Source organism: Pseudomonas sp. RIT288 (assembly GCF_000631985.1).
Lineage (GTDB): Bacteria > Pseudomonadota > Gammaproteobacteria > Pseudomonadales > Pseudomonadaceae > Aquipseudomonas.
This window is the reverse complement of sequence record NZ_JFYN01000018.1, coordinates 11185-38081: the sequence shown is the minus strand read 5'-3', so window position 1 is coordinate 38081 and position 26897 is coordinate 11185. Positions and strand designations below refer to the sequence as shown.

Below are 26897 nucleotides of genomic sequence, written 5' to 3'. Positions count from 1 at the left end.
GGGATCTGTGTCGTTCACAAATCCCCTGTGGGAGCTGGCCTGCCAGCGATGGCGTCCTATCGGGCGCCACCTGCCACAGCCGCTTGCGCAGTCCGCAGCTCATGTTTGTTGCCGCGGAACAGCACCAACGTCGCAATCAGCCCCAGCACCGCCGCACCACTGAGCCAGATACCCGGCGCAGCCTTGTTGTCCAGTACATGAATCAGATAAGTACAGGCTGCCGGGGTAAACCCGCCAAAGGTCGCCGTCGCCAGGCTGTAAGCCAGCGAGAACCCCGTAGTGCGCACTTCCACCGGCATGATTTCGGTCAGGGCCACCACCATCGCGCCGTTGTACGAGCCGTACAGGAACGACAACCAGAGTTCGACGATCAGCAAATGACTGAAGCTCGGGTTCGCCACCAGCCACGACAGCGCCGGATAAGCAGTCAGGATCGCCAGAAGGGTCGCCGCCAGCAGTAGGGGTTTACGCCCGATCTTGTCGGACACCGCGCCCATCACCGGCAGCCAGAAGAAGTTCGACAGACCAATGCACACGGTCACCAGCAGCGCGTCAAGGTCCGACAGATGCAGTTCAGCCTTGCCGAAGGTCGGGGTGTAGGCAGTGATCAGGTAGAACGAAACCGTAGTCATCACCACCAGCGCCATGCCGGCGATGACGATGCCAAAGTTCTGACCGATCGAGCGGACGATTTCCCGCAGGGTAGGGCGATGTTTGCGCGCCTGGAATTCCGGGGTTTCTTCCAGCGAACGACGAATGATGAAGATCACCGGAACGATCATGCAGCCGATCAGGAACGGCACGCGCCAGCCCCAGTCACCCATTTGTTCAGGGCTCAGCCAGTGGTTGAGGCCAACCCCGAGCAGGCCGGCGAACACCACCGCCGCTTGCTGGCTGGCGGACTGCCAACTGACGAAAAAGCCTTTGCGGCCCGGCGTGGCGATCTCCGCCAAGTACACCGAAACACCGCCCAGCTCGACGCCTGCCGAGAAGCCTTGCAGCAAGCGACCGAACAGCACGATCAACGGCGCGGCGACACCAAGGGTGGCATAGCCCGGCACGCAGGCAATCAGGATCGTGCCGGCGGCCATCAGCGCAAGGGTGATGATCAGACCCTGGCGACGACCGTGACGGTCAATGTAGGCACCAAGGAAGATCGCGCCCAGCGGACGCATCAGGAAGCCGGCACCGAAGGTGGCCAGGGAAAGCATCAGGGAAGCGAAGGCGCTGTCGGCCGGGAAAAAGGTTTTGGCGATGGCCGTGGCGTAGAAGCCATAGACCATAAAGTCGAACATCTCGAGAAAATTGCCGCTGACAACGCGAAAAATCGCTTTGCCTTTGCCCGTGGTCGAGGACATTGGTTCGTACTCTCTGTTGGCTGTCTTATTGGAAATCCCTGATCTAGACACGTCCTCGCCGTCACGCGGCAAACTCAGGCAGTACCCGTGAACAGTTTTGTAACCATATGTGTATAAAGATCGTTAGGCAACAACTGGTTAGGGCGCTGCTTAAACGATGTAGCCATTACAAAGGCCAGCATGGCGCTATCAAGCGGATGAAAAACATGTAGGCGCTGCGGCACGCTGCGATCTTTTGATCCTGACCTTGATTTAAAGATCAGGATCAAAAGATCGCAGCCTCGTTTCACTCGGCAGCTCCTACAGGTTCTGGCGCATAATCTTCAACTTTGTGTGGGGAGTAGGGGATTTGTCTAAAGGGGGGCTGATTGGCCTTTTGATGCTGGTGGGCAGCTTTTCCGGCTGCGGCAACGGCGACTCCATGGAAAGCTTCGGCGGCCCGACCATGGGCAGCACCTATTCGGTCAAGTACGTGCGCCACGCCGGCCTTCCCGAGGCTGTGCAGGTTCAGCTGGAAGTGGAAAAAATCCTTAGCGACGTTGATCGGCAGATGTCGACCTACCGCAATGACTCCGACATTGAGCGCTTCAATGCGTTGCCGGCGAACAGCTGTCAGACCATGCCGGCTGCCGTGCTCGAATTGGTTCGTGTCGGCGAACAGCTGTCAGAGCAAAGCGAAGGTTCCTACGACCTGACTGTCGAGCCGTTGATGAATTTGTGGGGTTTTGGCCCGCAAGGGCGTGGAGAGAAAATCCCCGACCCCACCGCGCTGGCCGAAACCCTGCAGCGGGTCGGTTATCACCATCTGCATATCGACGGCGACCGCTTGTGCAAGGACGCCGCTGTCGAAGTCGACTTCAACAGCATCGCTGCCGGCTACGCCGTTGACACCATTGCCGCCCGGCTCGAATCGATGGGCATCCATGACTATCTCGCCGAAGCCACCGGCGAGCTGAAGGCCAGGGGCAAGAAGCTCGACGGCTCGGCATGGCGCATCGCGCTGGAGGCGCCGCGTGACGATCAACAGGTGGCCGAACGGATCATTCAGGTCGATGGCTACGGCGTCTCCACCTCCGGTGATTACCGCAACTATTTCCTGCAGGATGGCCGGCGTTATTCCCACACCTTCGATGCGCGTAGCGGGGCGCCGGTCCTACACAGCCTGGCGTCAGTCACGGTGATTCATCCTTCAGCGTTGATGGCCGATGGACTATCGACGCTGTTGCTGATTCTCGGGCCTGAAAGGGCTTGGGACTATGCCGAAAAACACGACATTGGTGCATTCTTCGTCATTCGTGCCGATACAGGTTTTGTTATCCGCATCAGTACGGCTTTCGAACGCCTCGGTGGCGCAAAAGTTGACTGAAAACAGTACGAAAGCTGGCGTTGTAGTGCAGGCAAAAGTAGCCTACGACGCGACCAAGGGTTAATGTGCGCGGCGTTGACGCTTCTATAGACTGTGTCCGGGTTCTTTACTGACCCCCAATTGTTCCTTCGCGCCGCGATTCGGCGTGATTTAGCCGCCGGTGCTGCTGGCACCGCGGCCTGTTCTGAGGAGTACGCATGGCTGTCTACAACTACGACGTGGTGGTGTTGGGTTCCGGCCCGGCGGGAGAAGGCGCGGCAATGAATGCCGCCAAAGCAGGGCGCAAGGTGGCGATGGTCGACAGCCGTCGCCAGGTCGGCGGTAACTGCACCCACCTCGGTACCATCCCGTCCAAGGCCCTGCGTCACTCGGTCCGGCAGATCATGCAGTTCAACACCAACCCGATGTTCCGGGCGATCGGCGAGCCACGCTGGTTCTCCTTCCCGGACGTGTTGAAAAGCGCCGAGAAAGTCATTTCCAAACAAGTCGCTTCGCGCACCGGCTACTACGCCCGTAACCGCGTCGATGTGTTCTTCGGCACCGGCAGCTTCGCCGACGAGCAAACCATCGAAGTGGTCTGCGCCAACGGCGTGGTCGAGAAGCTGGTGGCCAAGCACATCATCATCGCCACCGGTTCGCGCCCGTATCGCCCGGCGGACATCGATTTCAATCACCCGCGCATCTACGATAGCGACACCATCCTCAGCCTCGGCCACACCCCGCGCAAACTGATCGTGTACGGCGCCGGCGTGATCGGCTGTGAATACGCTTCGATCTTCAGCGGTCTGGGTGTATTGGTTGAACTGGTGGACAACCGCGGTCAGTTGCTGAGCTTCCTCGACTCGGAAATCTCCCAGGCGTTGAGCTACCACTTCAGCAACAACAACATCACCGTGCGCCACAACGAGGATTACGATCGCGTTGAAGGCGTGGACAACGGCGTGGTCCTGCACCTCAAGTCCGGCAAGAAGATCAAGGCTGACGCCTTGCTCTGGTGCAACGGCCGTACCGGTAACACCGACCAGCTCGGTCTGGAAAACATCGGGGTCAAGGTCAACAGTCGTGGCCAGATCGAAGTCGACGAGGCTTACCGCACTTGCGTGCCGAACATCTACGGCGCCGGCGACGTGATCGGCTGGCCGAGCCTGGCCAGTGCCGCCCACGACCAGGGTCGGTCGGCTGCCGGCAGCATCGTTGATAACGGTAGCTGGCGCTTCGTGAATGACGTGCCGACCGGCATCTACACCATTCCGGAGATCAGCTCGATCGGCAAGAACGAGCAGGAGCTGACCCAGGCCAAGGTGCCGTACGAAGTCGGCAAGGCGTTCTTCAAGAGCATGGCGCGTGCGCAGATCGCCGGCGAGCCGCAAGGCATGCTGAAGATCCTGTTCCACCGTGAAACCCTGGAAGTGCTGGGTGTTCACTGCTTCGGTTATCAGGCGTCGGAGATCGTGCACATTGGTCAGGCGATCATGAGCCAGCCAGGCGAGTTGAACACGCTGAAGTACTTCGTCAACACCACGTTCAACTACCCGACCATGGCCGAAGCCTATCGGGTAGCGGCGTACGACGGCCTCAACCGGCTTTTTTGACGGGCTCCGGCCGGTGGCCTGAGCCGGCCGGGGAGACCGATTTCAGCAATTCTCGAGGGTGGCAGTGGCCAAACCGGGAAAGTCTGTAATCAGGCTGTCAACGCCGAAGTCGGCGAGTCTGCGCATCAGCGCGGGCTCGTTGACGGTCCACACCGACACATGCAGCCCCTGACGCTGCGCCTTCTGCAGACGTTCCGGCGTACACAGCGTCCAGTTCAAAGCCAGAATCTCACAGCCATAGCTGGCGGCGACCTTCAACGGGTCGAGCCAGGCGTATTCGGCCACCAGTCCGCGCGACACATCCGGCACCAGATCCAGCGCCGCTTTCAGCACTTCCCGTGAGCTCGAAGTAATGGTGACCTTGTCCAGCAAGCCGTGACGCTGGGCCATTTCGCGAATCGCCAGTACGGTAGTCGCGGCGCGGGTGCGTGAAGCGCTTTTGACTTCCAGTTGCCAGTGCTCGAAATCACACTGCTCGAACAATTCTTCCAGGGTCGGAATCGGGCACGGTTTGATCCAGCCCGGGCCGCCCTTGCGCGCGTCATAGGTCACCAGTTCGGCGGCGGTGTGCTCGACCACCTTGCCACGCCGGTCGGTGGTGCGCTTGAGGGTCGGGTCGTGGATCACCATCAGCTCGCCGTCCTTGGACAGGTGCAGATCCAGTTCGCAACGGCGCACGCCGTGCTTGAGACATTCCTGAAAACTGGTCAGGGTATTTTCCGGTGCTTCGCCCTTGGCGCCGCGGTGGCCGTAGATGAGGGTCACGGTGCTTCCTTAATTTAAATGCCTGATTCGTTCTGTTCACGGGCCAGGCGTCGTTCCTGGGCCTGTTTCTGCAAGATATAGCGGGCGAGCAACTGACGCTGGGCGTCGGTCAAGTGTTCGAACTCGGTGCCGACGTCGTAGCCGTCGCCCTTGCGGTCGCAATGGGTGACGCGGGCGCGCAGCAGCAGGCCCAGTGCCTGCGGCATCAGCACCAGTTTCACCGACAGGTGCGCGCCAGTGGCAATCGGGGTCGGGTGCTGAAAGTCGATCCCGCCTTCGGAGATGATCACCGGTTGTGGCTCGCCGATATGGCCGAGCACGGTCAGGGCGACCACCTGGCTGAGCAGATCGATGCGTTTGTTCTGGGATTTGAGGAACGCGGCGATAGCCCGGTCGCGCTCGCTGATCTGGCGCAACAGGTGCTGCGATTCGAATTCGCTCAGGTGCAGTTCGCTGAGCAGGTTGAACAGCGGGGAAGCATCCTGCAACACTTCCTGGCCTGCGGCTTCGGGAGCGGACAGGGGCCGAATTTCCAGTGCGATCGTGTCCTCGATACGGTAGTATTCGCGGCGATCTTCTTCATCTAATGTCGACATGGCGAACCCATGGTAGCGGCGGTGGTCTGAGTGTAAAGCTGGTTATCGACCCCCGCCACAAGGACGTTCCTTTTCCCTCCGAACAAGCCCCGACATGTTCAGACCTCTCTTCGTATTTATCGGCACGCGTTATACCCGTGCAAAGCGTCGCAATCATTTTGTGTCATTCATTTCCCTGACTTCGATGATCGGGCTCGCCCTTGGCGTGGTCGTGATGATCGTGGTGCTATCGGTAATGAACGGCTTCGATCATGAGATGCGCACCCGCGTGCTGGGCATGGTGCCCCACGCGACTCTTGAAACCGGCGAACCGATCAACGATTGGCAAAGCCTCGCCGCCAAGGTCAAGCGCAACCCTGAGGTGACGGCCGTTGCGCCGTTCACCCAGATGCAGGGTTTGCTGACCAACAACGGCCAGGTGTCCAAGGTGTTGCTCAACGCCATCGACCCCGCGCTCGAGCGCAATGTGTCGATCATCGACAACTTCATGAAGCAGGGCAAACTCGATGACCTGACGCCGGGCAGCTTCGGCATCGTCATCGGCGACAAGGCCGCGACCAAGCTCGGCGTGGGCCTCGGTGACAAAGTCACCTTCGTCGCGCCGGAGGTCAGCGTGACCCCGGCCGGAATGTTCCCGCGCATGAAGCGCTTTACCGTGGTCGGCATCTTCCATGTCGGCGCCGGTGAGCTGGACGGCTATCTGGGCGTCACCAACCTGCAGGATCTGGCGAAGATGCACCGCTGGAAGCCTGATCAGGTACAGGGCATCCGGTTGAAGTTCGATGATCTGTTCCAGGCGCCGCGCGTGGCGTGGACCATCGCCCAGCAGTTGGGCGAAGACCATTACTACGCCCGCGACTGGACCCGCACCCACGGCAACCTGTATCAGGCAATCCGCATGGAAAAAGCCATGATCGGCCTGCTGTTGCTGCTGATCGTCGCGGTGGCTGCGTTCAACATCATTTCCACGCTGGTGATGGTGGTGAACGACAAGAAGAGCGACATCGCCATTCTGCGCACCCTCGGCGCTACGCCGGGGACGATCATGCGCACGTTCATGGTGCAGGGCACCGTGATCGGCGTGGTCGGCACGGCGATTGGCGCCGTGGTCGGGATCTTCGCCGCGCTCAACGTCAGCGCCGCGATTTCCGCCCTCGAAGGGCTGATCGGCCACAAGTTCCTCAACGCCGACGTGTATTTCATCGATTACCTGCCGTCGCAGGTGCAGAGCCAGGACGTGGTCATGGTCTGCGCCGCTGCGTTGGTCCTGAGTTTCCTCGCCACCCTGTATCCCGCCTGGCGTGCTGCGCGCACCCAGCCGGCGGAGGCGCTACGTTATGAGTGAGTCGGGCATGAGTGATAAAGCAATCTTGAGCTGCCGCAACCTGGGCAAATCCTACGAGGAAGGCCCGGAGTCGGTGCAAGTGTTGGCCGGTCTGCAACTGGAGTTGCACCCGGGCGAGCGTGTCGCGATCGTCGGCAAATCCGGTTCGGGCAAAAGTACCTTGCTCAACCTGCTGGGCGGTCTCGACACGCCGACCGAGGGCAGCGTCTGGCTCGACGGCGAAGAGCTGTCAGCGCTCAGCGAGAAGAAGCGTGGCCTGCTGCGTAACCGTGCCCTCGGGTTCGTTTACCAGTTCCACCACTTGCTGCCGGAATTCACCGCGCTGGAAAACGTCTGCATGCCGCTGCTGATCGGCAAGACTGCGATCCCGGAAGCACGTCAGCGCGCTACCGCGTTGCTGGAACGCGTGGGTCTGGGCCATCGTCTGGAGCACAAACCGGCCGAGCTGTCCGGTGGTGAACGCCAGCGTGTGGCCATCGCCCGGGCGCTGGTGAACAATCCAGGCCTGGTGATGCTCGACGAGCCAACCGGCAACCTTGATTCGCACACCGCCGAAGGCATTCAGGACTTGATGCTGGAACTCAGCACCTCGATGCGCACGGCGTTCCTGGTGGTGACTCACGACATGAACCTGGCCCGCCAGATGGACCGCGTCCTGCAGTTGCAAGAAGGCTGCTTGACCACCATCTGACCGACCGAAACCCGGTGTCTGTGTAAGGCATCGGGTCTTTTATTTTTATACGGTGCCCCAGCGAATGTTCAGACCGTTATCGATCTTTATCGGCACGCGCTATACCCGCGCCAAGCGCCGCAATCGCTTTGTTTCGTTCATCTCGATGACTTCGATGATCGGGCTCGCTCTCGGCGTGCTGGCGATGATCGTGGTGCTGTCGGTGATGAACGGCTTCCAGCGCGAGATGAGCTCGCGCATCCTCGGTATGGTGCCGCACGCGACCATCGTTGGCGTCAAGCCGATCGATGATTGGCAGCCGGTGGCCGCCGCCGCGTTGAAAAATCCCGAAGTGACTGCCGCCGTGCCGTTCACCGAGATGGAAGGCATGCTGTCCTACAAGGGCTTGATGCAGCCGATCCAGATCAGCGGTGTCGATCCGGCCCAGGAAGGCAAGGTATCGATCGTTGCCCAGCACATCGTGCAGGGACGTCTCGATGACCTGAAACCGGGCGAGTTCGGCGTGGTGATCGGTGAAATCACCGCGCGCCGGTTCCGCCTCAACGTCGGCGACAAGATCACTCTGATCGTCCCGGAAGTCAGCACCGCACCGGGTGGCATCACCCCGCGCATGCAGCGGCTGAACGTGGTCGGTGTGTTCAAGGTTGGCGCCGAACTGGACGGTTCGATGGGCCTGATCCACGTGGCCGATGCCGCGACCATGCAGCACTGGCAACCGAATCAGGTGCAGAGCGTGCGCCTGGCGGTGAAGGATCTGTACGCCGCGCCGAAAGTCTCCTCGGACATCGCCGCCGGCCTCGGTGCCGAGTTCAAGGCTGACGACTGGACTCACACCCAGGGCAGTCTGTTCAGCGCGATGAAAATGGAGAAAACCATGATCGGCCTGCTGTTGCTGATGATTGTCGCCGTGGCGGCGTTCAACATCATCGCCACGCTGATCATGGTGGTGAACGACAAAGGCGCGGACATCGCGATCCTGCGCACCATCGGCGCCACGCCACGGCAGATCATGGCGATCTTCATGGTGCAGGGCACGGTGATCGGCATTGTCGGCACATTGATTGGCGGCGTGCTCGGCGTGATCGCCGCGCTGAACGTCAGTGAAATGGTTGGCTGGGTCGAGCGCGTTACCGGGCAGCATATCTTCAGTTCCGACGTGTACTTCGTCAGCAACCTGCCTTCGGAATTGCAGGGCGGCGATGTGCTGTTGATCTGCTCGGCAGGCTTTATTCTGAGCTTCCTGGCGACGGTGTACCCGGCGTTGCGAGCGGCGAAGATTGAGCCGGCGCATGCACTGAGATATTCGTAAGCGCCAATACCGCCTTCGCGAGCAGGCTCGTTCCCACAGGGAAATGCATTCCAATTGTGGGAGCGAGCCTGCTCGCGAAGAGGCCGATCCTATCGACCTTATTTTCCTTTGGGCAACTCAATCACAAACCGCGTCCACCCCGCAGCCGATTCGCAATGAATTTGCCCACCATGCGCGCGGACGATCGATTGGGTAATCGCCAACCCCAGCCCCGCATGCTCACTGCTGCCTTCCTGTCGCGCCGGATCCGCCCGATAAAACCGGTCAAACAACCGCGGCAACAATTCTGCTGAAATGCCTTCGCCACTGTTCTGCACCGACACCTGCGCCATGTGCGGTTGATCGACGATGCGCAAGCGCACGCTGCCCGCCGCGGGGGTAAAGCGCAGCGCGTTATCCAGTAGATTCGACAAGGCCCGGCGCAGCATGCTGCGATCGCCTTCTATACGCGCATGACCTTCGCGGCTCAGCGTCACCCCGGCGTCCTCGGCCAAGGGCGCAAAAAACTCCAGCAACACATCGCTCTCATCCGCCAGCTCCAGCGCCTCACGGTTAGGCATCAGCAATCCATGGTCAGCCTTGGCCAGATAGAGCATGTCGTTGACCAGTTGTGCCATCCATTGCAGTTCTTCGAGGTTGCTGTGCAGGGCTTCGCGGTAATCCTCGATCGGGCGTGGGCGGGTGAGGGTGACTTGGGTATGGGTCAGCAGGTTCGACAGCGGTGTGCGCAATTCATGGGCGATGTCGGCAGAGAACGCCGACAGCCGTTGAAACGAGTCATCGAGGCGTCCGAGCATGGCGTTGAAGCTGTGAGCCATTTCCGCAAGCTCCGGCGGCATTTGCGCTTCCGGTAGTCGGGCGTTGAGCGAATGCGCAGAAATCCCACGCGCCACTGCACTCATACGGCGCAACGGACGCAAACCGCTGCGCGCAGCCCACGCGCCGAGCAGCGCGGTGGCCAGGGCCGACAAGCCGATGGTCAGCCAAATCAGATGCTGCATGCGCTGCAGGAAGTGCTGGTGATGGGTGATGTCCAGCAGCAGCGTCAGTTGCGGCGAATCGGGTTGCTCTGGATCGAGCGGGGCTTTGAGCACGCGGTAGTCGGCGCCGTCATGGCTGATGGTCGACAGGCCCGGCTGTTGCGGTAAGTCCTGCGGTAAATTGATCGAGCTGTCGTACCAGCGCTGGCCGTCACTGCCGGTAATACGCAGCGCCAGATCGGCCTGACGGCTCAGCTCATCCGCCAGCTGCGCCTCACGCTGAGCGGGTTGCACATCCTGCAAGGCCCGGCGCAAACCGATCAGCTTGCCGTCCAGCAATTGCTGATCGAGCTCAATGAAGTGCGCCTCGCTGGCGCGGTTGAACAGCACCCCGGCGAACAGCGAGACCACGGCGGTGCAGGCGGCAAACAGCAGCGCCAGACGAGAACTCAGGGACAGACGACGCATCAGGCCGGACGCTCTTCAAGCACGTAACCCATGCCGCGCACGGTGTGGATCAGTTTGTTGGGGAAGTCATCGTCGATCTTCAGGCGCAGGCGACGGATCGCCACTTCGATCACGTTGGTGTCGCTGTCGAAGTTCATGTCCCAGACCTGCGAGGCAATCAGCGATTTCGGCAACACTTCACCCTGGCGGCGCAGGAGCATTTCCAGCAGGGCGAATTCCTTGGCGGTCAGGTCGATGCGCTGGCCGTTGCGTTCGACCCGGCGGCGAATCAGGTCCAGACGCAGGTCGGCCAGTTGCAGACTGGTTTCCTGGGGCAGGGCGCTGCCACGGCGCAGCAGGCTGCGCACCCGGGCCAGCAATTCGGAAAAGGCGAACGGTTTCACCAGATAGTCGTCGGCGCCGAGTTCGAGGCCATGCACCCGGTCTTCCACGGCGTCCTTGGCGGTGAGAAACAGCACCGGTGTGTCGAGGCCGGCGCTGCGCACCGCCTGCAGAATCTGCCAGCCACTGCGCCCGGGCAGCATCACGTCGAGAATCAACAGCGCATAATCACCGCTCAAGGCCAGTTGCTGGCCGCTGACGCCGTCGGCCACCAGTTCTGTGTTGAAGCCGGCCTCGGTCAGGCCCTGGCGCAGGTAGTGGCCGGTTTTCGGTTGGTCTTCGACGATCAGCAGTTTCATGGGCGGCTCGGGTTGTAGGAACAAAAGCGTTATACCGTGGGAGCAGGTGACACGCGCCAACCTGACAAAGTTGTAATCTGCCTGTCAGGTAGCTGCCAGCGCAGGCGGGCTAGAGTTTCCCACAGGCTGAACCTTATCTTGTTGGAGTATGACTATGTTTTTGCGCAATCCTCTGGCCCTCGCCGCTTGTGTGCTGGCGCTGAGTTCACCTGTCTGGGCCGCATCCGCGCACAGCTATGACTTCGGCCAGCCGGCCCCGGCGGCCCAGGCCACCCGCAGCATCGAGGTGGTGCTGAGCGACATGTCGTTCGACCCCAAGGCGATTCAGGTCAAGGCCGGTGAGACGGTTCGCTTTGTGCTGGTGAATAAAGGTCAGTTGCTGCACGAATTCAACCTCGGTGACGCGGCGATGCATGCCCAACACCAGCAGGAAATGTTGCAGATGCAGCAAAGCGGCATGCTCACGCCTACCGGTATGAAGGAAATGTCCCACGACATGGCGGGCATGGATCACGGCAGCATGGACCACGGCATGAAACATGACGACCCCAACAGCGTGCTGGTCGAGCCGGGCAAGACCGCCGAGCTGACCTGGACCTTCAGCAAGGCAACCAGCCTGGAATTTGCCTGCAATATTCCCGGTCACTACCAGGCGGGCATGGTCGGCAAACTGACTGTCAGTCAGTAAGCACTCAAAGGCGGGCGCAAAGGCTGATAGAATCCGCTGATTATTCAGTCAGGTTTCCGCCATGCATCCCGCAGCCGAACATTCGCCGCTGGGCAAGTCCAGCGAATACATCGCCACGTACACGCCGTCCCTGCTGTTCCCGATTCCGCGCACCGCGAAATGGGCCGAGCTGGGCCTGACCGCCGAAACCCTGCCGTATAAAGGTGTGGATTTCTGGAATTGCTTCGAACTGTCGTGGCTGCTGCCGTCGGGCAAGCCGGTGGTGGCGATCGGTGAATTCAGCATTCCGGCGGACTCGCCGAACATCATCGAATCCAAGTCGTTCAAGTTGTACCTGAATTCGCTGAATCAGACGCCGTTTACCGATATCGCAAGCCTGGAAGCGACACTGGTCAAGGACCTGTCGGCCGCTGCCGGCAAGCCAGTGGGCGTGCGGGTGCGCAGCCTGAAAGATGTCGAAGCCGAAGGCGTTGTGGCGTTGCCGGGCGTGTGCATCGATGATCTGGACATCAGCGTCAGCAACTATGAGCATCCGCGTCCGGAACTGCTGCGTTGCGATGATTCGCGGATTGTCGAAGAGAGCGTGCACAGCCATCTGCTCAAATCCAACTGCCCGGTGACCAGCCAGCCGGACTGGGGCAGCGTGGTGGTGGAATATCGTGGCGCGGCGCTGGATCACGCCAGTCTGCTGGAATACATCGTCAGTTTCCGTCAACACTCGGATTTCCACGAGCAGTGCGTGGAGCGGATTTTCCTCGACCTGCAGCGCCTGCTGAAGCCGGAGAAACTCACGGTGTTTGCGCGCTATGTGCGCCGGGGTGGGCTGGATATCAACCCGTATCGCAGCACCGAAGCGGTACAACTGCCGAACCACCGCCTGGTCCGTCAGTAAGATCAAAAGATCGCAGCCTGCGGCAGCTCCTACATGAGATTCCCTGTAGGAGCTGCCGCAGGCTGCGATCTTTTGCTTTTTAGGGTTACCCGGAAATCAGATCCCCATACTGCCCAGCGCATTGACGATATTGCGCAGGGTGCCGGCAATGGCCGGGTGTTCGAGTTCGAAGCGGTCCACCGCCAGATTCACGCCATCGGCGATGCTGGTGTCCTGAGTGGCGCTCTCCAGTTTGATTTCCGATTCGATCTGCACCATCAGATCATGCAGATCTTTACGCTCGGTTTCGGACAGCGGTGGACTCTGCTCCAGTTGCTCGCGCAGGGTGTCGAGTTGTTTTTGCAGTTCTTGGGCGGGCATGGTGGGGTTCCTTTTATCAAGAGGCACTGGCATTGACCGCAGCCGCGCGCCAAAGGTCTATGACTGACCTTTAGATTAATCCACTCTCGTCCACCCTGCATGATCCCGGTCAGGGCTTTTCGCCTTTGAGGCGGCGCAGGTTGATGTCGGCCAGGCAGGTGTCGAGTTCGCCCAGATGATCGATCACCGAATGCACACCCAGCCCGAACAGTTGCAGGGTGGCCTTGCCGCGCCGCTGCTCGCGCTCCCGCTGGTTCAAGGCTTGCCACTCGCTCGGCGACAGGCCGCACAGCGAACCGCAGGACGCCAGGCCAATAGTCCACAACCCGGCGTTGAGGCCCGATTGCAGTAACCGAGGCTCGCCGCTGACCAGCACGCAGCCATCCAGACGGCTGACGTTCAAGCCCATCAGTGCCTGCCAGCAGGCATTCGGCGCGGGCCATGGATTGATTGTTGCTGAATATTGCGTCGGTTTGATCCACCCCGGTAGTGCGGCCGCCAAGGGTTGGGCGAGGGCAGGGGGCAGTTCATCGATCCACGCACAGGGAATCTGCTGGCGCTGCAGGCTGAGCAGGCTGTCGAGGGCGCCAGGGGTGGCGTCGGCGTGCTCGGGCAGTACGCTGGCGTGTTGATGGGCACGGGCGCCGAAATCCACCAGACAGCCAGAGAGTCCGAACAGCACGGCGGTCAGGCCGGGCGCGGCGACAGGCAAGGCTTCAGCGTGGGTCATGGCAACGTCCCTGAAATAGACATGAGGCTAGGGGACATCAGTGACAGTTGGATGACAGGTGTGTGAAGGCGCGCTCTGGAAACGTCCTGCATTAGTCTTTACGAGTGGACTGCCCAAAACGGCTTTTGCGCTTATACTAGCGGTCTTAACGCCTGGGCCCGGGTGCCCGCGCCAGTAAAAATCCAAGGAGTTTTTCTATGCGCTGGAGCAATCCTCTCGCTCAGCTATGTGTATGTGCCAGCGTCCTGCTGGTTCCGTTCGCCGCCAACGCCGCAACGGAAGAAGACCCTTGGGAAAGCGTCAACCGCCCGATCTTCCAGTTCAACGACTTCGTCGACACTTACGCGCTCAAGCCGCTGGCGCAGGGCTATGAGTTCGTGACGCCGCAGTTTCTCGAAGACGGCATCCACAACATGTTCCGCAACGTCGGTGACGTCACCAACCTGGCGAACAACATTCTGCAGGCCAAGCCCGCAGCAGCCGGTGTCGATACCGCGCGTATCATTTTCAACACCACCTTCGGCCTGCTGGGCTTCTTCGACGTCGGCACCAAAATGGGCCTGAATCGCAGTGACGAAGATTTCGGCCAGACCCTCGGCTACTGGGGCGTCAGCAGCGGCCCGTACGTGATGCTGCCATTGCTCGGCCCGAGCACCCTGCGTGATGCACCGTCGAAGTACGTCGACAGCTACACCAGTCCGTACCGTTACATCAACGACGTGCCTGTCCGTAACTCGGTGTTTGGCCTGAACATCGTCGACACTCGCGCCAGCCTGCTGTCGAGCGAGAAGCTGATCAGCGGCGACAAGTACACCTTCATCCGCAACGCCTACCTGCAGAACCGCGAGTTCAAGGTCAAGGATGGTCAGGTCGAAGACGATTTTTAATATCGACCGATGACAAGAAGGCGGCCCATGAGGCCGCCTTTTTTGTGTGCGCTTATTTCATCTTCAGAATGGTCAGGCCGAGCTTCTGGCTATCCCCATCCTCGGCCTTGACCCAGACCACTTCGGTCTCCGCTTCCAGCCCGCTCAATGCGGCATGCTCGGAATCGATGCGCACGCTCAAACGGTCGCCAACCGCGAACTGGCGCGGTGTCTGGACCTGCATGCCGCTGCTCGAGAGGTCGATGCACACCGCTGATACCTCGTCACCCTCATGGATCAACACCACATCGGCGTCGACCCGCATGCGGATGAAATCACGCTTTTCGCTGTAGTCCCGACCGGTTTGACTCATGGCTTCGTCCTTCCATTGGGTTACGGTTTGAGCTGTTCTTATAACTCTCGGTGATTTGACAAGTAAAGTCGTCAAGCGACCATCGGCGCATGCTTGAAACGCCCCGCGGATGGGAGTACCGTCTGCGCCTTAGAAGGGCACCTCTGGTGCAATCGCGTTCCGGCTCAGTGCTCGAAAGCGGTGCAGCAGAGAGGCTAGAAAGCGAATCCAGTAGTCTGAGCCGGGCCGATGCCCCGCCTGCTACGCCAACCTAATTCTGGCGCCGTTTGCCCACATGCCAAAAACCAGTGCCACGCTGCTGATAATCGATGATGACGAAGTAGTGCGCGCGAGCCTCGCGGCCTATTTGGAAGACAGTGGTTTCAGCGTCCTGCAGGCCAGCAACGGCCAACAGGGTCTTCAGGTATTCGAGCAAGACAAGCCCGACTTGGTCATCTGCGATCTGCGCATGCCGCAGATGGGCGGTCTCGAACTTATCCGTCAGGTCACCGAGCGGTCACCGCAAACGCCGATGATCGTCGTTTCGGGTGCCGGCGTGATGAACGACGCGGTCGAGGCGCTGCGCCTGGGTGCGGCGGACTACCTGATCAAGCCTCTCGAAGACCTGGCCGTGCTCGAGCACTCGGTGCGTCGTGCGCTCGATCGTGCGCGCCTGCTGCTGGAGAACCAGCGCTACCGCGAGAAGCTGGAGAAGGCCAACCGCGAGCTCGAAGCCAGCCTGAACCTGCTCCAGGAAGACCAGAACGCCGGTCGCCAGGTGCAGATGAACATGCTGCCGGAAAGCCCGTGGCGCATCGACGAGTTCCAGTTTGCTCACCAGATCATCCCGTCGCTGTACCTGTCGGGTGATTTTGTCGACTACTTCCGTGTCGACGAGCGCCGGGTGGCGTTCTACCTGGCCGACGTATCGGGCCATGGCGCCTCTTCGGCGTTCGTCACCGTGCTGCTGAAGTTCATGACCACGCGCCTGTTGTTCGAGTCCAAGCGCAACGGCACGTTGCCGGAATTCAAGCCTTCGGAAGTCCTGGGTCATATCAACCGGGGGCTGATCAGTTGTAAGCTGGGCAAACACGTCACAATGGTCGGTGGAGTCATCGACGAGGAGACCGGTTTGTTGACCTATAGCATCGGCGGCCATCTGCCGTTGCCTGTGTTGTACACGCCTGACAGTGTTCGTTACCTCGAAGGCCGTGGTTTGCCGGTGGGCCTGTTCAATGAGGCCACCTACGAAGATCACGTGCTTGAGCTGCCTCCGACGTTCAGCCTGACGCTGATGTCCGATGGCATTCTGGATCTGTTGCCAGAACCGACGCTCAAGGAAAAAGAAGCTGCCTTGCCTCAACGGGTGAAGGCGGCGGGCGGCAGCCTGGATGGTCTGCGGCAAGTGTTTGAATTGGCCACGCTAGGGGAGATGCCGGATGATATCGCCCTGTTGGTGTTGAGCAGGAACCTTCAATGAGTACCGGTAGAATCCAGTTCGCCGAACAGGACGGCACCTTCGTCCTGAAGTTCGTCGGTGAAGTTCGCCTGACCCTGTGTTCGGCGTTGGATGCGACTATTGAGAAAATCTTCACCGCGTTGAATTTCAACGCGATCGTGATCGATTTGACCGAAACCCGTAGCATCGACAGCACCACCCTCGGCCTGCTGGCCAAACTGTCGATCCTGTCGCGGCAAAAGGTCGGCCTGCTGCCGACCGTCGTCACCACCCACGAAGACATCACCCGTCTGCTGCAATCGATGGGCTTCGAGCAGGTGTTCAACATCGTCAACCACCCGGTGCCGTGCCCCGAGTGCCTGGACGACCTGCCGGATCAGGATCAGTCCGAGGAAGTGGTGCGGATCAAGGTGCTCGAAGCGCACAAGATCCTCATGGGCCTGAACGACTCCAATCGTGAAGCCTTCCATGACCTTGTGAACGCCCTCGAGCGCCACTGAGTGGTCTCTGTGGCGAGCGAGCTTGCTCCCGCCTGGCTGCGCAGCCGCCATAAACCTGCCGGCACGGTGTTTCTGAAGAGCCCGGATAGCCAATAGGGCCGCTTCGCAGCCCAGCGGGAGCAAGCTCCCACGCCACAGGGACACTACCTGCCATAAGTCATCATTTGCACTGGACAACACCAACAAAAAGGGCGAACCCAACCGGGTTCGCCCTTTTTTGCATTTCAGTGTTTCAGATCACAGCTTGGCCTGCAGCAGCGCCTCAAGCTTCTCCTGGTCACGGGCGAACTGACGGATGCCCTCAGCCAGTTTCTCAGTAGCCATTGCGTCTTCGTTGGACAACCAGCGGAATTGCGCTTCGCTCAGCTTCAGGCGCGCTTCGCCGGCGTGGCCCGGGGCGAGTTTGCGCTCCAGTTTGCCGGTGTCTGCCGCGAGCTTGTCGATCAGGTCCGGGCTGATGGTCAGACGGTCGCAACCGGCCAATTGCTCGATCTGGCTCAGATTACGGAAGCTGGCGCCCATGACCACGGTCTTGTAGTCATTGGCCTTGTAGTAGTTGTAGATGCGGGTGACCGACTGCACGCCCGGATCATCGGCACCGGTGTAGTCGTTACCGTTGGCCTTCTTGTACCAGTCGTAGATGCGGCCCACGAACGGCGAAATCAGGAACACCCCGGCGTCAGCACAAGCGGCCGCCTGAGCGAAGGAGAACAGCAGGGTCAGGTTGGTCTGGATGCCTTCCTTCTCGAGGATCTCGGCAGCGCGGATGCCTTCCCAGGTCGAAGCGATCTTGATCAGCACGCGGTCGCGGCCGATGCCGGCCTTGTCGTACAGCTCGATCAGGCGATGCGCACGCTTGAGCACGGCGTCCTGGTCGAACGAGAGGCGCGCGTCCACTTCGGTGGAAATCCGGCCCGGAATCACTTTGAGAATTTCCTGGCCCACGGCGACGCCGAAACGATCGCTGGCCAGTCCCACGTCACCCTTGCAGTCGCTGACGCAGGCGTTCAGCAGTTCGGCGTAGGCCGGGATTGCTGCGGCCTTGAGCAGCAGGGAAGGGTTGGTGGTGGCGTCGACCGGCTTGACCCGGGCGATCGCTTCGAAGTCGCCGGTGTCGGCAACCACGGTGGTCATCTGTTTGAGTTGTTCCAGCTTGGAAGTCATGGGTGTGCTCTGTCCTGTGGGTTTGACGACATTACCCGAGCGCTGACGGCCACTCAAGGGCATCGAGGCGTAACGGGTTCCCCGGGGGCAACAACCTGAGAACGGCTGTTTGAACGGTGGGGCGCGGTATCGATAATACGATGCCAAAATCGGCCGCAGGTTCAAAGCAACTGACGGCCAGCGCCCCTTGAGGACATCGATGGAGGTTATTGCTGGCTTAGCTGGGTTTTGACTGCAGTTTCTGCCGGTTTCGGTTGGCCATCGGAAGTCAGCAGGCCGAAATTCTTCTCGCGGTCATTGCTGCCGGTGTCGCTGTTCTTCCATTCGTAGATCGAGGTCAGGGCGATGTTGCGGGTTTTGATATCGGCGACGAATGCGCTGATTTTGCTGGCCTGACCCTCAGTCCCGCCGTTGGAGGCGAGCGCCGAAATGCCCCATTCGCTGATCACCCCCGGCAGATGGAAGTTTTGCTGGATAAACGCTTGGGCGTTGCTGATCTGTGTGCCGCTCATGCCGTATGGATGATAGGAAATCGCGTTGAGGCATTTGGGGTATTCGCTGACGATTCGGTTGAGTGCAACGGTGGACGCCGAGCCGGCGGTCGGTGGCCGGGCAAAACCAAAGCCGATGACCGGGACAGTCTGGGGGTTGTCTTGCAGGGTCTTGCACGCTGCGCTCATGAACGGCACGAACGTCGTATCGAAATTGCCGGTCGGCCAGTAGGTGCCAAGGTCCGGTTCATTCCACAGCTCGATGGCGACCAGTTGTGAGCCATAGGTCGCTGCCAGGCTGTTCAGCGCATTGGCATACGCGACCCCCGCGTTCGCCAGATCATTGGCAGGTAACGGCTTGGTCGCGCGCAGGGTCATCAGCACCGGCAGACCGGCTGCGCGGGCCACGGCAAAGGCGTCGCTGATCTGCTTCTGATAGGCCGCGCTGGACAGGCTGTCAGTCCATACGCCCAAGCGCACGAAACTGAAGCCGGTGGCTTTGACGTGCTCGGCGTCGGCAGCGGAGAAGGTCTGGACCTTGACCTGAACCCCGATGGTTTTATTGGCGGGCAATGCCGGGAACAGTTCATTGGCCTGACTCTGGCCGGTTGCCGCCAGCAGTAACAGGGTCAGGGCGCTCAGGTGTTTGAGATGGGCTGACTTCATGTCGGTTCTCCTGATGAGAAATGACAACGGCGAAAAGGTATCTCGTGATAACTGCTTTGAAACTGACAATGGCACTAAGTGCGTCAATGTTAGTTTTTGTCAGGAAAACCAGACCTGAAAATCACAGTTATTTTTAGTCCGGTAATTCTGTTTTGGCGGCTTTTGACGCTGTGGTACTTAATACGCTGGTACTAACAGGGCGAATCTATTTCTGAGTGCAGAATGATCTAGTGGGTTCATTAAGATCCGCTCTAGATGTTGGCAGAATGATATTACACAGGAATGTAAACCTTGTTCAAAAAGATCCTTGTCGTGTGCGTTGGCAATATTTGCCGAAGTCCGACAGCAGAACTTCTGCTGCGTAGCGCGCTGACCCCCTCAACCATTTCGGTGACTTCCGCAGGTCTCTCTGCGCGGGTCGGCGAAGGCATGGAAGCATCGGCGCGCCAGGTGCTGGAAGACCACGGGCACAGCGCCGAGGGTTTTCAGGCCCGGCAATTGACCGCCGATATCGTCAATGAATCAGACCTGATTCTGGTCATGGAAAAACAACATGTGAATCAGGTGCTGAAGATTGCCTCGCACGCCCGAGGCAAAGTGTTTCTTCTTGGCAAGTGGCAGAGCGAAAGAGAAATACAGGACCCGTATCGTCAAGGTAAGGCCGCTTTTATTCATGCCCATGCATTGATTGAAGATGCTGTTAGCTCGTGGGCGCAGCGCCTCGGACATTGATGAATATTCTTCAGATCAGTGAATGGTAAGAAAGACTTATGCAGTTACCGTCAGTAATCGCCAACCGTGATAACGATCAAGACAGTATTGATCTTCTCGGTATATTCGGCAGTTTGATCGACCAGAAATGGTTGATCGGTGCATTCACCGGTGCCTTCATGGCCGCCGGCGTTGCCTATGCGGTATTGGCGACGCCGGTGTACCTGGCGAATGCGCTGGTGCAGGTCGAACCGAAAAAGAACGACATGCTTGGCTTTTCCGACCTCAGCAGCATGCTCGGCGGGCAATCGCCGTCGGTGACCGAAATCGGCATCATCAAGTCCCGTGCAGTGATCGGCAAAACCGTCGACGACCTGCGTCTGGACATTGACGTCACGCCCAACGCCTTCCCGCTGATCGGCGGTTTTCTCGCCCGGCGTTATCGCGGCGAAACCGAGTTCAGCGTGGCGCCGCCGCGTTTTGGCTTCAACAGCTACGCCTGGGGTGGCGAGCGTCTGGAATTTACCCGGCTCAATCTGCCCAAAGAGTTGTTGGGCAAGAAGCTCACCCTGGTTGCTGGTGAACAACAGCACTTTCAGTTGCTCGATGACAACGACAACCTGCTGGTCGAGGGCGTCGCGGGCGAAGCTTTCGCCCAGGACGGCGTCGAAGGTTTGATCGAGCGCCTGCAAGCCAACCCAGGCACCCGCTTTGAAGTGGTGCGTAATCCACGGATCGTGACCATTCAGGGTTACCAGGATGCGCTGGATATTTCCGAGCAAGGTAAAGAGTCGGGGATTATCCGTCTGGCGCTGGCCAGCGCCGACGCCGCCGAGGCGGTGAAGATCCTCAACAAGATCGCTGCGCTCTACGTGGATCAGAACGTGCGCCGCACCTCGGCGGAAGCGGCGCAGAGCCTGGCGTTCCTGCAAAGCCAGTTGCCGCAGGTCAAGCGTGATCTGGCCAAGGCCAGCGATGCGCTCAACGCCTATCAGACCCACGGCAAGACCGTGAACATTTCCATGGAAACGCAATCGGTGCTCGGTCAGTCCGTAGCGCTGGAAACGCGGATTTCCGAGCTGAAAATGCAGCAGGCGGAAATGGATCGCAAATTCACCAAGCAGCATCCGGCGTATCGCGCGCTGATGTCGCAGATTGGCGAGTTGACCCAGCAGCAGAAGTCGCTGGAAGGCAAGGTCGGCGATCTGCCGGCCACCCAGCAGGAATTGCTCAACCTGACCCGCGATGTGGAAGTGGCTTCGCAGATCTATACGCAATTACTGAACAAATCCCAGGAGCTGGACATTGTTCGCGCCGGTGCGGTGGGTAACGTGCGTTTGATCGATCCGGCGGATGTTGACCTGAGCAGCCCGGTCAAACCGAAAAAAGCCCTGATCGTGTTGATCGCGACGTTCCTCGGTGCCTTTGTCGGCGTGGCCCTGGTGCTGTTGCGAAAATCCCTGAGCAAAGGCCTGGAAGGGCCGGAAGCCATCGAGCAACTCGGGCTGCCGGTGTACGCGTCGATTCCTTACAGCGCCTTGCAGCGCGACGAGGACACGAAAAAGGGCCGGGTCAAAAGCACCGCCGAGACGCCGGCTTATCTGTTGGCCTTGCGCAACCCGACCGACCTGTCCATCGAGTCGATCCGCAGCCTGCGCACCTGCCTGCACTTTGCCGCGCTGGATTCGACCAACAACCGGATCATGATTTCCGGCCCCAGCCCGCAGGTCGGCAAGACCTTCGTCTCGTCCAACCTGGCGGCGGTCATGGCGCAGAGCGGTCAGCGCGTGCTGCTGATCGACGCCGACATGCGCAAGGGCCACCTGCACAAGACGCTGAATGTGCCGATCACCAATGGCCTGTCGGATCTGCTGGTCAAGCGCTGCAGCATCGAGCAGGCGGTCAACACCGTGGAAATCGACAACCTGCACTTCATCAGCCGTGGCCAGGTTCCACCCAATCCTTCCGAGCTGCTGATGCACGCCAACTTCCGCGATCTGCTCGCCGAGCTGAGTCAGCGCTACGACGTGGTGATCATCGATACGCCGCCATTGCTGGCGGTGACCGACGCGGCGATTGTCGGGCGCGAAGCCGGCATCAGCCTGATCGTCACCCGGTTTGCGGTAAACCCGGCCAAGGAAATTGAAGCGACCATTCGCCGCTTCGCGCAGAACGGCATCGAGCTCAAGGGCGCGGTGTTCAACGGCGTCGAGAAGCGCGCTGCCAGCTATTACGGCAATGGTAGCTACGGCTATTACAACTACGAATACGCGTCGGACAAATCCTGAGATTCAGGGACGTTCCAACAGGCATGAAAGTGGGTGGGTTGTGAAGAAAATACTGCACGTGGCTGAAACGATAAAAGGTGGAGTCGCCACCGTTATCCGCACCATCTCGGCGTCGCCCGAAGGCCATGACTCGAACTACGAGCTGGTCTATCTGGTGCCGCTCGATCAGAAACAAGAGCTGCACGGCATCGAAGCACAGCAGATTCGCACGTTCGAACGCAGCGGGCGGGATGTGCGTTCACTGCTGCGATTTGCCTGGCAACTGACCCGGGTGATGCTCAAGGAAAAACCCGATGTGGTGCATCTGCACAGCACCTTTTCCGGGGTGATCGGCCGTTGCGTGTGTGTGCTTCTCAAACCATGGCGTCGACCCAAAATCGTCTACTGCCCGCACGCCTTTTCGTTCCTGATGGAAAGCTCGCCGACCAAGCAGAAGATCTACGCATGGATCGAGCGGGTTCTGCAGAGAGTCACCGACGTGATCATCTGCGTCAGCCGCTACGAAATGGACAAGGCCGCGCGGTTCGGCATCCAGCGCAAGCGCATGAAGCTGATCTACAACGGCATCCACCAACGTGACGAAGCGCCGAAGGCCGAGAGCCCCGCGCCGATTCATCTGCTGTTCGTCGGTCGCCTCGACTACCAGAAAGGCTTCGACGTGTTGCTCAAGGCGTTTGCCAAGGTGCAGCGCAGCGATCTGAAACTGACGGTGGTCGGCAGTGCGGTCAACGAGGACACGGTCGAGTGTCCAGAAATGGACGCCGTCGAGTACCTGCCTTGGGTTACGCCGGCCGAAGTGCAGGCGCTGTATCAACAGGCCGACGCGCTGATCGTTCCGAGCCGCTGGGAAGGTTTTGCCATGGTGCCGCTGGAAGGCATGGCCATGGGCTTGCCGGTGATCGCCAGCAACTGCACGTCGCTGCCCGAACTGGTCACCCATGAAGTGTCCGGCTACGTCTTTCCCACCGGTGATCATCAGGCGCTGGCCGACGTGCTGGCGCGAATCCAGAAGCCGAGGTTGCTCGACCTCGGCAGCGAAGGCCGGAACATCGTGCGCGAGCGCTTCAGTGCCGCGCTGATGATCCGCCAGACCTACGACGTGTATTGCGCTCCCACTTATTAAGTAGAACTCAGCTTATGAACGTAACGATTTTGCATGGTTACAGTGCCTCCAACTCCGGTGACGGCCTGCTCGTCGATCTGGCCATCGCGCTGGTGCAGCGCAACTTTGGCGAAGACACCGCGATCAATGTCGTGGCATCCGACCCGCAGTCTTTCGCCTACCTGCCGCACCCGCGTTTCGACGCGCCGGTGATGGCGGCCAAGGGCCTGGGGCGGGTCAAGCAGGCGGTGTTTCTCAATCAGTCGTATGCCGGGCTGGCGGATCTGTTGCGCAAGACCGATCTGATCGTCGGCGTCGGTGGCGGCTACATGCGCTCGAAAAGTGCCTTCGAGCACATCAAGCTGAAACTCGGCCACGCCAAGCAACTGGAAACGGCGATCCTCAGCAAGGTGCCGTCGGTGTACCTGCCGCAAAGCATCGGCCCGTTCCATGGCGAGAGCCGCAAGATCGTTGATCACTACGCCAGCGCTGACGCGGTGTTCGTGCGCGATAACCGTTCCTCGGCGATGTTCGATGCCTGCGAAAACGTCTACCGCGCGCCGGATCTGGCAGTGCAGTCACTGGCCGGCAAGATCCTTCAGCAACCGAAGTTCACCCGCTGCGCCGTATCGCCGGCCACCGTGTGCGTGGTGCTGCGCAAGCCGCCGGAGTGGAGCAAGGAAAAGAAAGTCGCCTACGTTGCCAACCTGAAGTTGCTGCTGCAGCGCCTGAAGAACAAAAGCAAAGTGGTCTGCGCCGTGCAGAGCGCCGTTCGCGGCAACGACGACGGTGCGTTCTATCGCGAACTGGGCATCACCGAAGACCTGCTGTCGTTGAAGGCGACGATTGCCAAATATCAGCCGGACCTGGTGATTTCGGTGCGCCTGCACGGCGCCATCGAATCGCTGCTGTCCGGTGTCCCGGCGTACCACATCAGCTATGAGCGCAAAGGCTTTGGCGCCTATCAGGACATGGGCGTGGAAGACTGGGTGATCAATGGCGGCGACATTAATGTCGACACCATCATCGACACCGTGTACGCGCCGAATGTCCTGTCGAACTTCGGCAAGCGCCTGACCGATACCTGCCGTGAAATCGAAGCCAAGACGGTGATGATGGACGAGATCATCAAAGGCGTCGTTCGATGATATTTCGGTTACTGCTTCGCGGCGGAGCCTTGGGCGCGAAGTTCTTGCTGGTGTTGGCCATCACCCATTACCTGGGCTACGAAGCGCTGGGGTTTTACGGGGTGGTGGTCGCCGCGTCGCTGATCGCCTCGAAGTTCTACAGCGTCGGTTTCAGTTCCGAGATCAATCGGTTGATCAGCGTTGGCGGCAGTTCGCGGCGAGTGGTCGACAAAGTCCTGCTGCTGTACCTGGCGGTAGGGCTGCTGCTGTCGCTGCTGACGGTGGGGATTTACTCGCTGTTTCAGCAGGTCGAGGCGAGCACCGCGTTGATCCTTTGCGTGACGCTGGTGCTGCTCACCGAACACCTGTCGTTCGAAATCAACTCGTTCGTGTTTTCCGCCCAGAAAGCCACCGCGGGCGCGCTGCTGTTCTTCGTCAAGACCGGCCTCTGGGCACTGCTGGCGGTGGGCGGAATGATGCTCGACTGGGTGTCCGGCATCGCCAGTGTGCTGTGGCTGTGGGTGGCCGCCAACGTGCTGGTGATCATCGCCGGTTACCTGATCGTGGTAAACGCGCACAAGGGGCGGGTCAGCGAAACACTGACAACCGCAACCGTGTGGAAAGCCGGGTTGCCGTTCTATTTCGGCACGGGGTTGATCGCCTTGAGTCAGTCCGTCGAGCGCTTCCTGATTGCCGATCTCGAACCCTACGCCAGCTTGGGTAAATATGTGTACGCGTGGTCTGCGGCGAATACCTTGCAGGCGCTGTCTTACGCAGTGGTGGCGGTGATCGGCATTCCGGTGCTGGCCAAGCGTTTCCAGGCTGATCAACAGGCGTTCACGGTCAGGCACTTGTTCATCAACAAGTGGGTGATGCGCTCGTTGGTGGTGTCGGCGGCGGTGGCGGTGCTGATCTATCTGTTCTTCAACGTGGTGCTCGATTACATCGCCACCAGCGTGCCGCGTCCGGATAACGCGATCCTTGGCGTGCTGATCTTTTCCTTTGCTCTGCGAGCCATCGGCGATATTGTCTGGGGCGGTCTGATCGCCTCGAAAAACAGTCGGGTGTCATTCGCCAGCGCAGCGATTTGTTTGCTGGTGTCGGTGCCGGTCAGCTATCTGCTGATCAAGCACTACTCGATTTATGGCGCGGCGTGGGGCAATGTCTTCGCGATCATCGTGCAGCTCGGGGTGATCGCCGTGTTGACTCGGGCGACCCGCGCCAAAGGGGCGCTGGCATGGGGTTGAAGTTGCCGTGCATCGAGTTTCGCGGGCGCAAACTCGATTCCTCGCTGTCGTTCCTGATCCTGTTCACCGGGTTGTTTCTGTCGGTGGCGATGCCGCTGCTGATCCCGCGCGATCCGGGGCCGGATGCGATGACGTTGTGGTCGTCCTACGCCCGCGCCGACAACTGCAATTTCTGGAACCCGTTCTCACCGGATCGCTCCTCCTACGAGTGTTCGGCCTTCCTGCTGCGGCCCACCGGGATCAACCTGACCAACGCCTGGGCCTACGGGATGTTCTGCAACTTCTTCCTCACGGCGATCCCGGTGGTGGTGTTCCGGCGCATGCCGCTGGCGATCTTCGGCACCCTGTGCCTGTGGGGCGTGGTGCGCTCGTTTTTCCTGGAAAACCTGACCAAGGAAATCATCGTTTCGGTGGCGGTGCTGAGCATTCTGTTCAGCGCATTGACGCGTAAATACCGCGGCGGATTTTTTCTTTCGGCGGTGATCTACGGCGTTCTGATCCGGCCTTACTGGATTCTGTTTTCGTTGTCGTGGGTCGGCGTCTGCGTGATGAAAAAGTACGTGTCGCGCTTCACTTTCTTCCTGATGCTGTTCCTGTTTTATCTGGCGGTGGCCATGGCGATTCAACTGGCGCTGGGCTTCCCGGTGTCATCGATTCGCGCCAGCAACAACGAGTTGCGCACGGCGGGGGAGGAGGGATCGAAATCGCTGATCGTCTCGTGGCTCAGTGGCAGTGACTTCGTCTCCCAGGCACTGGACTCGATGATCATTTTCTTCCGGCTGTCGTTCCCGGTGGAGCTGATTCTGTTGTCCGGGCCGGGCCAGGTGATTTTTGTGGCGCTAATGATCATGACCGCGCTGCTGCTGTTCAAAGTCATCACCTCCACCGATTACAAAGGCGCGCCGATCGAAACCAAACCCAAGGAACTGATCGCGATTCCGCTGGCGTTTTTGCTGGTGCAGGGTTTGTTCGAGCCGGACTTCGGCTCCTTCGCCCGGCACTTTTCCATGGTGGTGCCGGTGTTGTTTGTCGGCCTGGGTCTGATGTTGCGCGCCAACAAACCGGTGCGGGTTGAATCAAGAGTTCTGAATTAAGGCAGGTGTT

At 59.8% G+C, this 26897-nt stretch carries 27 protein-coding genes; 16 read left to right on the top strand and 11 right to left on the bottom strand.

From position 1 onward, the window contains the following. Window positions 1–56: 56 nt before the first annotated feature. Window positions 57–1358, bottom strand: a complete 1302-nt coding sequence (locus BW33_RS16915; RefSeq protein WP_047600125.1) for an MFS transporter — start codon at window positions 1356–1358, stop codon at window positions 57–59. Between the two features lie 74 nt (window positions 1359–1432). Next, window positions 1433–1648 carry a hypothetical protein gene (locus tag BW33_RS29420; protein ID WP_152546136.1) on the bottom strand — a complete coding sequence of 72 codons (216 nt, stop codon included), beginning with the start codon at window positions 1646–1648 and terminating at the stop codon, window positions 1433–1435. Window positions 1649–1737: 89 nt separating this feature from the next. Here BW33_RS29420 and BW33_RS16910 point away from each other — a divergent pair, with 89 nt between their 5' ends. Further along, complete coding sequence (locus tag BW33_RS16910; protein ID WP_047600124.1) at window positions 1738–2724, top strand: FAD:protein FMN transferase; 987 nt, start codon at window positions 1738–1740, stop codon at window positions 2722–2724. Between the two features lie 197 nt (window positions 2725–2921). After that, the gene (gene sthA / locus BW33_RS16905; RefSeq protein WP_047600123.1) at window positions 2922–4316 is read left to right on the top strand and encodes a Si-specific NAD(P)(+) transhydrogenase; all 1395 of its coding nucleotides are present in this window, start codon (window positions 2922–2924) and stop codon (window positions 4314–4316) included. A gap of 42 nt (window positions 4317–4358) precedes the next feature. Here the strand turns inward: sthA and BW33_RS16900 are convergent, their stop codons facing one another. Both BW33_RS16900 and BW33_RS16895 read right to left on the bottom strand, forming a co-directional pair. Then, the gene (locus BW33_RS16900) at window positions 4359–5081 is read right to left on the bottom strand and encodes a glycerophosphodiester phosphodiesterase (RefSeq protein ID WP_047600122.1); all 723 of its coding nucleotides are present in this window, start codon (window positions 5079–5081) and stop codon (window positions 4359–4361) included. Between the two features lie 14 nt (window positions 5082–5095). Beyond that, the gene (locus BW33_RS16895) at window positions 5096–5677 is read right to left on the bottom strand and encodes a PilZ domain-containing protein (RefSeq protein ID WP_039772787.1); all 582 of its coding nucleotides are present in this window, start codon (window positions 5675–5677) and stop codon (window positions 5096–5098) included. 94 nt (window positions 5678–5771) lie between these two features. Between BW33_RS16895 and BW33_RS16890 the strand changes: the two genes are divergently transcribed. From BW33_RS16890 to BW33_RS16880, 3 genes are all read left to right on the top strand, one after another. After that, entirely contained in the window at window positions 5772–7022 is a 1251-nt protein-coding gene (locus BW33_RS16890; protein ID WP_047600121.1) for a lipoprotein-releasing ABC transporter permease subunit, read from the top strand. A 7-nt stretch (window positions 7023–7029) separates the two neighbouring features. Next, complete coding sequence (lolD, locus tag BW33_RS16885) at window positions 7030–7713, top strand: lipoprotein-releasing ABC transporter ATP-binding protein LolD (RefSeq protein WP_177327499.1); 684 nt, start codon at window positions 7030–7032, stop codon at window positions 7711–7713. 64 nt (window positions 7714–7777) lie between these two features. After that, the gene (locus BW33_RS16880; RefSeq protein WP_041068958.1) at window positions 7778–9022 is read left to right on the top strand and encodes a lipoprotein-releasing ABC transporter permease subunit; all 1245 of its coding nucleotides are present in this window, start codon (window positions 7778–7780) and stop codon (window positions 9020–9022) included. Window positions 9023–9120: 98 nt separating this feature from the next. Here BW33_RS16880 and BW33_RS16875 read toward each other — a convergent pair whose 3' ends face one another. Further along, entirely contained in the window at window positions 9121–10470 is a 1350-nt protein-coding gene (locus BW33_RS16875; protein ID WP_047600119.1) for a heavy metal sensor histidine kinase, read from the bottom strand. Further along, window positions 10470–11150: a heavy metal response regulator transcription factor gene (locus tag BW33_RS16870; RefSeq protein WP_047600118.1), complete on the bottom strand. Its 681-nt coding sequence runs from the start codon at window positions 11148–11150 to the stop codon at window positions 10470–10472. Before BW33_RS16870 ends, BW33_RS16875 begins: the two co-directional genes overlap by 1 nt. A 154-nt stretch (window positions 11151–11304) precedes the next feature. On the opposite strand from BW33_RS16870, the gene copI reads away from it, so the two are divergent. Continuing rightward, window positions 11305–11838, top strand: a complete 534-nt coding sequence (gene copI, locus BW33_RS16865) for a copper-resistant cuproprotein CopI (RefSeq protein WP_047600117.1) — start codon at window positions 11305–11307, stop codon at window positions 11836–11838. 61 nt (window positions 11839–11899) lie between these two features. Then, a complete protein-coding gene (gene queF / locus BW33_RS16860) occupies window positions 11900–12730 on the top strand; it encodes an NADPH-dependent 7-cyano-7-deazaguanine reductase QueF (RefSeq protein WP_047600116.1) in 831 nt (276 codons plus the stop codon). A 96-nt stretch (window positions 12731–12826) separates the two neighbouring features. Here queF and BW33_RS16855 read toward each other — a convergent pair whose 3' ends face one another. Continuing rightward, entirely contained in the window at window positions 12827–13090 is a 264-nt protein-coding gene (locus BW33_RS16855) for a DUF4404 family protein (protein WP_047600115.1), read from the bottom strand. A 109-nt stretch (window positions 13091–13199) separates the two neighbouring features. After that, the gene (locus tag BW33_RS16850) at window positions 13200–13820 is read right to left on the bottom strand and encodes a hypothetical protein (protein ID WP_047600114.1); all 621 of its coding nucleotides are present in this window, start codon (window positions 13818–13820) and stop codon (window positions 13200–13202) included. 197 nt (window positions 13821–14017) lie between these two features. Here BW33_RS16850 and BW33_RS16845 point away from each other — a divergent pair, with 197 nt between their 5' ends. Beyond that, window positions 14018–14707, top strand: a complete 690-nt coding sequence (locus BW33_RS16845; RefSeq protein WP_047600113.1) for an MlaA family lipoprotein — start codon at window positions 14018–14020, stop codon at window positions 14705–14707. A gap of 52 nt (window positions 14708–14759) precedes the next feature. Here BW33_RS16845 and BW33_RS16840 read toward each other — a convergent pair whose 3' ends face one another. Beyond that, complete coding sequence (locus BW33_RS16840; protein WP_047600112.1) at window positions 14760–15059, bottom strand: PilZ domain-containing protein; 300 nt, start codon at window positions 15057–15059, stop codon at window positions 14760–14762. Window positions 15060–15333: 274 nt separating this feature from the next. On the opposite strand from BW33_RS16840, the gene rssB reads away from it, so the two are divergent. Together rssB and rssC are read left to right on the top strand one after the other, a co-directional pair. Continuing rightward, window positions 15334–16518, top strand: coding sequence for a two-component system response regulator RssB (rssB, locus tag BW33_RS16835; protein WP_007968217.1), 1185 nt, complete (start codon window positions 15334–15336; stop codon window positions 16516–16518). Then, window positions 16515–16997 (top strand): anti-sigma factor antagonist RssC, encoded by a 483-nt coding sequence (rssC, locus tag BW33_RS16830; protein WP_003226553.1) that lies wholly within the window; start codon window positions 16515–16517, stop codon window positions 16995–16997. Before rssB ends, rssC begins: the two co-directional genes overlap by 4 nt. Window positions 16998–17234: 237 nt before the next feature. On the opposite strand, the gene tal is transcribed toward rssC, so the two are convergent. Both tal and BW33_RS16820 read right to left on the bottom strand, forming a co-directional pair. Beyond that, the gene (tal, locus tag BW33_RS16825) at window positions 17235–18161 is read right to left on the bottom strand and encodes a transaldolase (protein WP_047600111.1); all 927 of its coding nucleotides are present in this window, start codon (window positions 18159–18161) and stop codon (window positions 17235–17237) included. A 206-nt stretch (window positions 18162–18367) separates the two neighbouring features. Then, complete coding sequence (locus BW33_RS16820) at window positions 18368–19318, bottom strand: hypothetical protein (RefSeq protein ID WP_047600110.1); 951 nt, start codon at window positions 19316–19318, stop codon at window positions 18368–18370. Between the two features lie 291 nt (window positions 19319–19609). Here BW33_RS16820 and BW33_RS16815 point away from each other — a divergent pair, with 291 nt between their 5' ends. The 6 genes from BW33_RS16815 to BW33_RS16790 are packed head-to-tail and all read left to right on the top strand — an operon-like array spanning window position 19610 to window position 26887. Continuing rightward, window positions 19610–20050, top strand: a complete 441-nt coding sequence (locus BW33_RS16815; protein WP_047600109.1) for a low molecular weight protein-tyrosine-phosphatase — start codon at window positions 19610–19612, stop codon at window positions 20048–20050. 38 nt (window positions 20051–20088) lie between these two features. Beyond that, window positions 20089–22317 carry a polysaccharide biosynthesis tyrosine autokinase gene (locus BW33_RS16810; RefSeq protein WP_047600108.1) on the top strand — a complete coding sequence of 743 codons (2229 nt, stop codon included), beginning with the start codon at window positions 20089–20091 and terminating at the stop codon, window positions 22315–22317. 40 nt (window positions 22318–22357) lie between these two features. Next, complete coding sequence (locus BW33_RS16805) at window positions 22358–23440, top strand: glycosyltransferase (protein ID WP_047600107.1); 1083 nt, start codon at window positions 22358–22360, stop codon at window positions 23438–23440. A gap of 14 nt (window positions 23441–23454) precedes the next feature. Further along, window positions 23455–24567: a polysaccharide pyruvyl transferase family protein gene (locus BW33_RS16800; protein WP_047600106.1), complete on the top strand. Its 1113-nt coding sequence runs from the start codon at window positions 23455–23457 to the stop codon at window positions 24565–24567. Further along, complete coding sequence (locus BW33_RS16795; protein ID WP_047600105.1) at window positions 24564–25793, top strand: polysaccharide biosynthesis C-terminal domain-containing protein; 1230 nt, start codon at window positions 24564–24566, stop codon at window positions 25791–25793. Before BW33_RS16800 ends, BW33_RS16795 begins: the two co-directional genes overlap by 4 nt. After that, window positions 25784–26887, top strand: coding sequence for a hypothetical protein (locus BW33_RS16790; protein ID WP_047600104.1), 1104 nt, complete (start codon window positions 25784–25786; stop codon window positions 26885–26887). Before BW33_RS16795 ends, BW33_RS16790 begins: the two co-directional genes overlap by 10 nt. Window positions 26888–26897 lie beyond the last annotated feature (10 nt).

Coding starts and splice junctions, on each gene's coding strand:
- BW33_RS16855 (WP_047600115.1), bottom strand. CDS start 13,090: ATGCCCGCCCAAGAACTGCAAAAACAACTCGACACCCTGCGCGAGCAA.
- BW33_RS16850 (WP_047600114.1), bottom strand. CDS start 13,820: ATGACCCACGCTGAAGCCTTGCCTGTCGCCGCGCCCGGCCTGACCGCC.
- queF (WP_047600116.1), top strand. CDS start 11,900: ATGCATCCCGCAGCCGAACATTCGCCGCTGGGCAAGTCCAGCGAATAC.
- BW33_RS16840 (WP_047600112.1), bottom strand. CDS start 15,059: ATGAGTCAAACCGGTCGGGACTACAGCGAAAAGCGTGATTTCATCCGC.
- BW33_RS16800 (WP_047600106.1), top strand. CDS start 23,455: ATGAACGTAACGATTTTGCATGGTTACAGTGCCTCCAACTCCGGTGAC.
- BW33_RS16790 (WP_047600104.1), top strand. CDS start 25,784: ATGGGGTTGAAGTTGCCGTGCATCGAGTTTCGCGGGCGCAAACTCGAT.
- BW33_RS16820 (WP_047600110.1), bottom strand. CDS start 19,318: ATGAAGTCAGCCCATCTCAAACACCTGAGCGCCCTGACCCTGTTACTG.
- BW33_RS16915 (WP_047600125.1), bottom strand. CDS start 1,358: ATGTCCTCGACCACGGGCAAAGGCAAAGCGATTTTTCGCGTTGTCAGC.
- tal (WP_047600111.1), bottom strand. CDS start 18,161: ATGACTTCCAAGCTGGAACAACTCAAACAGATGACCACCGTGGTTGCC.
- BW33_RS16910 (WP_047600124.1), top strand. CDS start 1,738: ATGCTGGTGGGCAGCTTTTCCGGCTGCGGCAACGGCGACTCCATGGAA.
- BW33_RS16875 (WP_047600119.1), bottom strand. CDS start 10,470: ATGCGTCGTCTGTCCCTGAGTTCTCGTCTGGCGCTGCTGTTTGCCGCC.
- BW33_RS16895 (WP_039772787.1), bottom strand. CDS start 5,677: ATGTCGACATTAGATGAAGAAGATCGCCGCGAATACTACCGTATCGAG.
- BW33_RS16795 (WP_047600105.1), top strand. CDS start 24,564: ATGATATTTCGGTTACTGCTTCGCGGCGGAGCCTTGGGCGCGAAGTTC.
- copI (WP_047600117.1), top strand. CDS start 11,305: ATGTTTTTGCGCAATCCTCTGGCCCTCGCCGCTTGTGTGCTGGCGCTG.
- sthA (WP_047600123.1), top strand. CDS start 2,922: ATGGCTGTCTACAACTACGACGTGGTGGTGTTGGGTTCCGGCCCGGCG.
- BW33_RS16845 (WP_047600113.1), top strand. CDS start 14,018: ATGCGCTGGAGCAATCCTCTCGCTCAGCTATGTGTATGTGCCAGCGTC.
- rssC (WP_003226553.1), top strand. CDS start 16,515: ATGAGTACCGGTAGAATCCAGTTCGCCGAACAGGACGGCACCTTCGTC.
- lolD (WP_177327499.1), top strand. CDS start 7,030: ATGAGTGATAAAGCAATCTTGAGCTGCCGCAACCTGGGCAAATCCTAC.
- BW33_RS16890 (WP_047600121.1), top strand. CDS start 5,772: ATGTTCAGACCTCTCTTCGTATTTATCGGCACGCGTTATACCCGTGCA.
- BW33_RS16870 (WP_047600118.1), bottom strand. CDS start 11,150: ATGAAACTGCTGATCGTCGAAGACCAACCGAAAACCGGCCACTACCTG.
- rssB (WP_007968217.1), top strand. CDS start 15,334: ATGCCAAAAACCAGTGCCACGCTGCTGATAATCGATGATGACGAAGTA.
- BW33_RS16880 (WP_041068958.1), top strand. CDS start 7,778: ATGTTCAGACCGTTATCGATCTTTATCGGCACGCGCTATACCCGCGCC.
- BW33_RS16810 (WP_047600108.1), top strand. CDS start 20,089: ATGCAGTTACCGTCAGTAATCGCCAACCGTGATAACGATCAAGACAGT.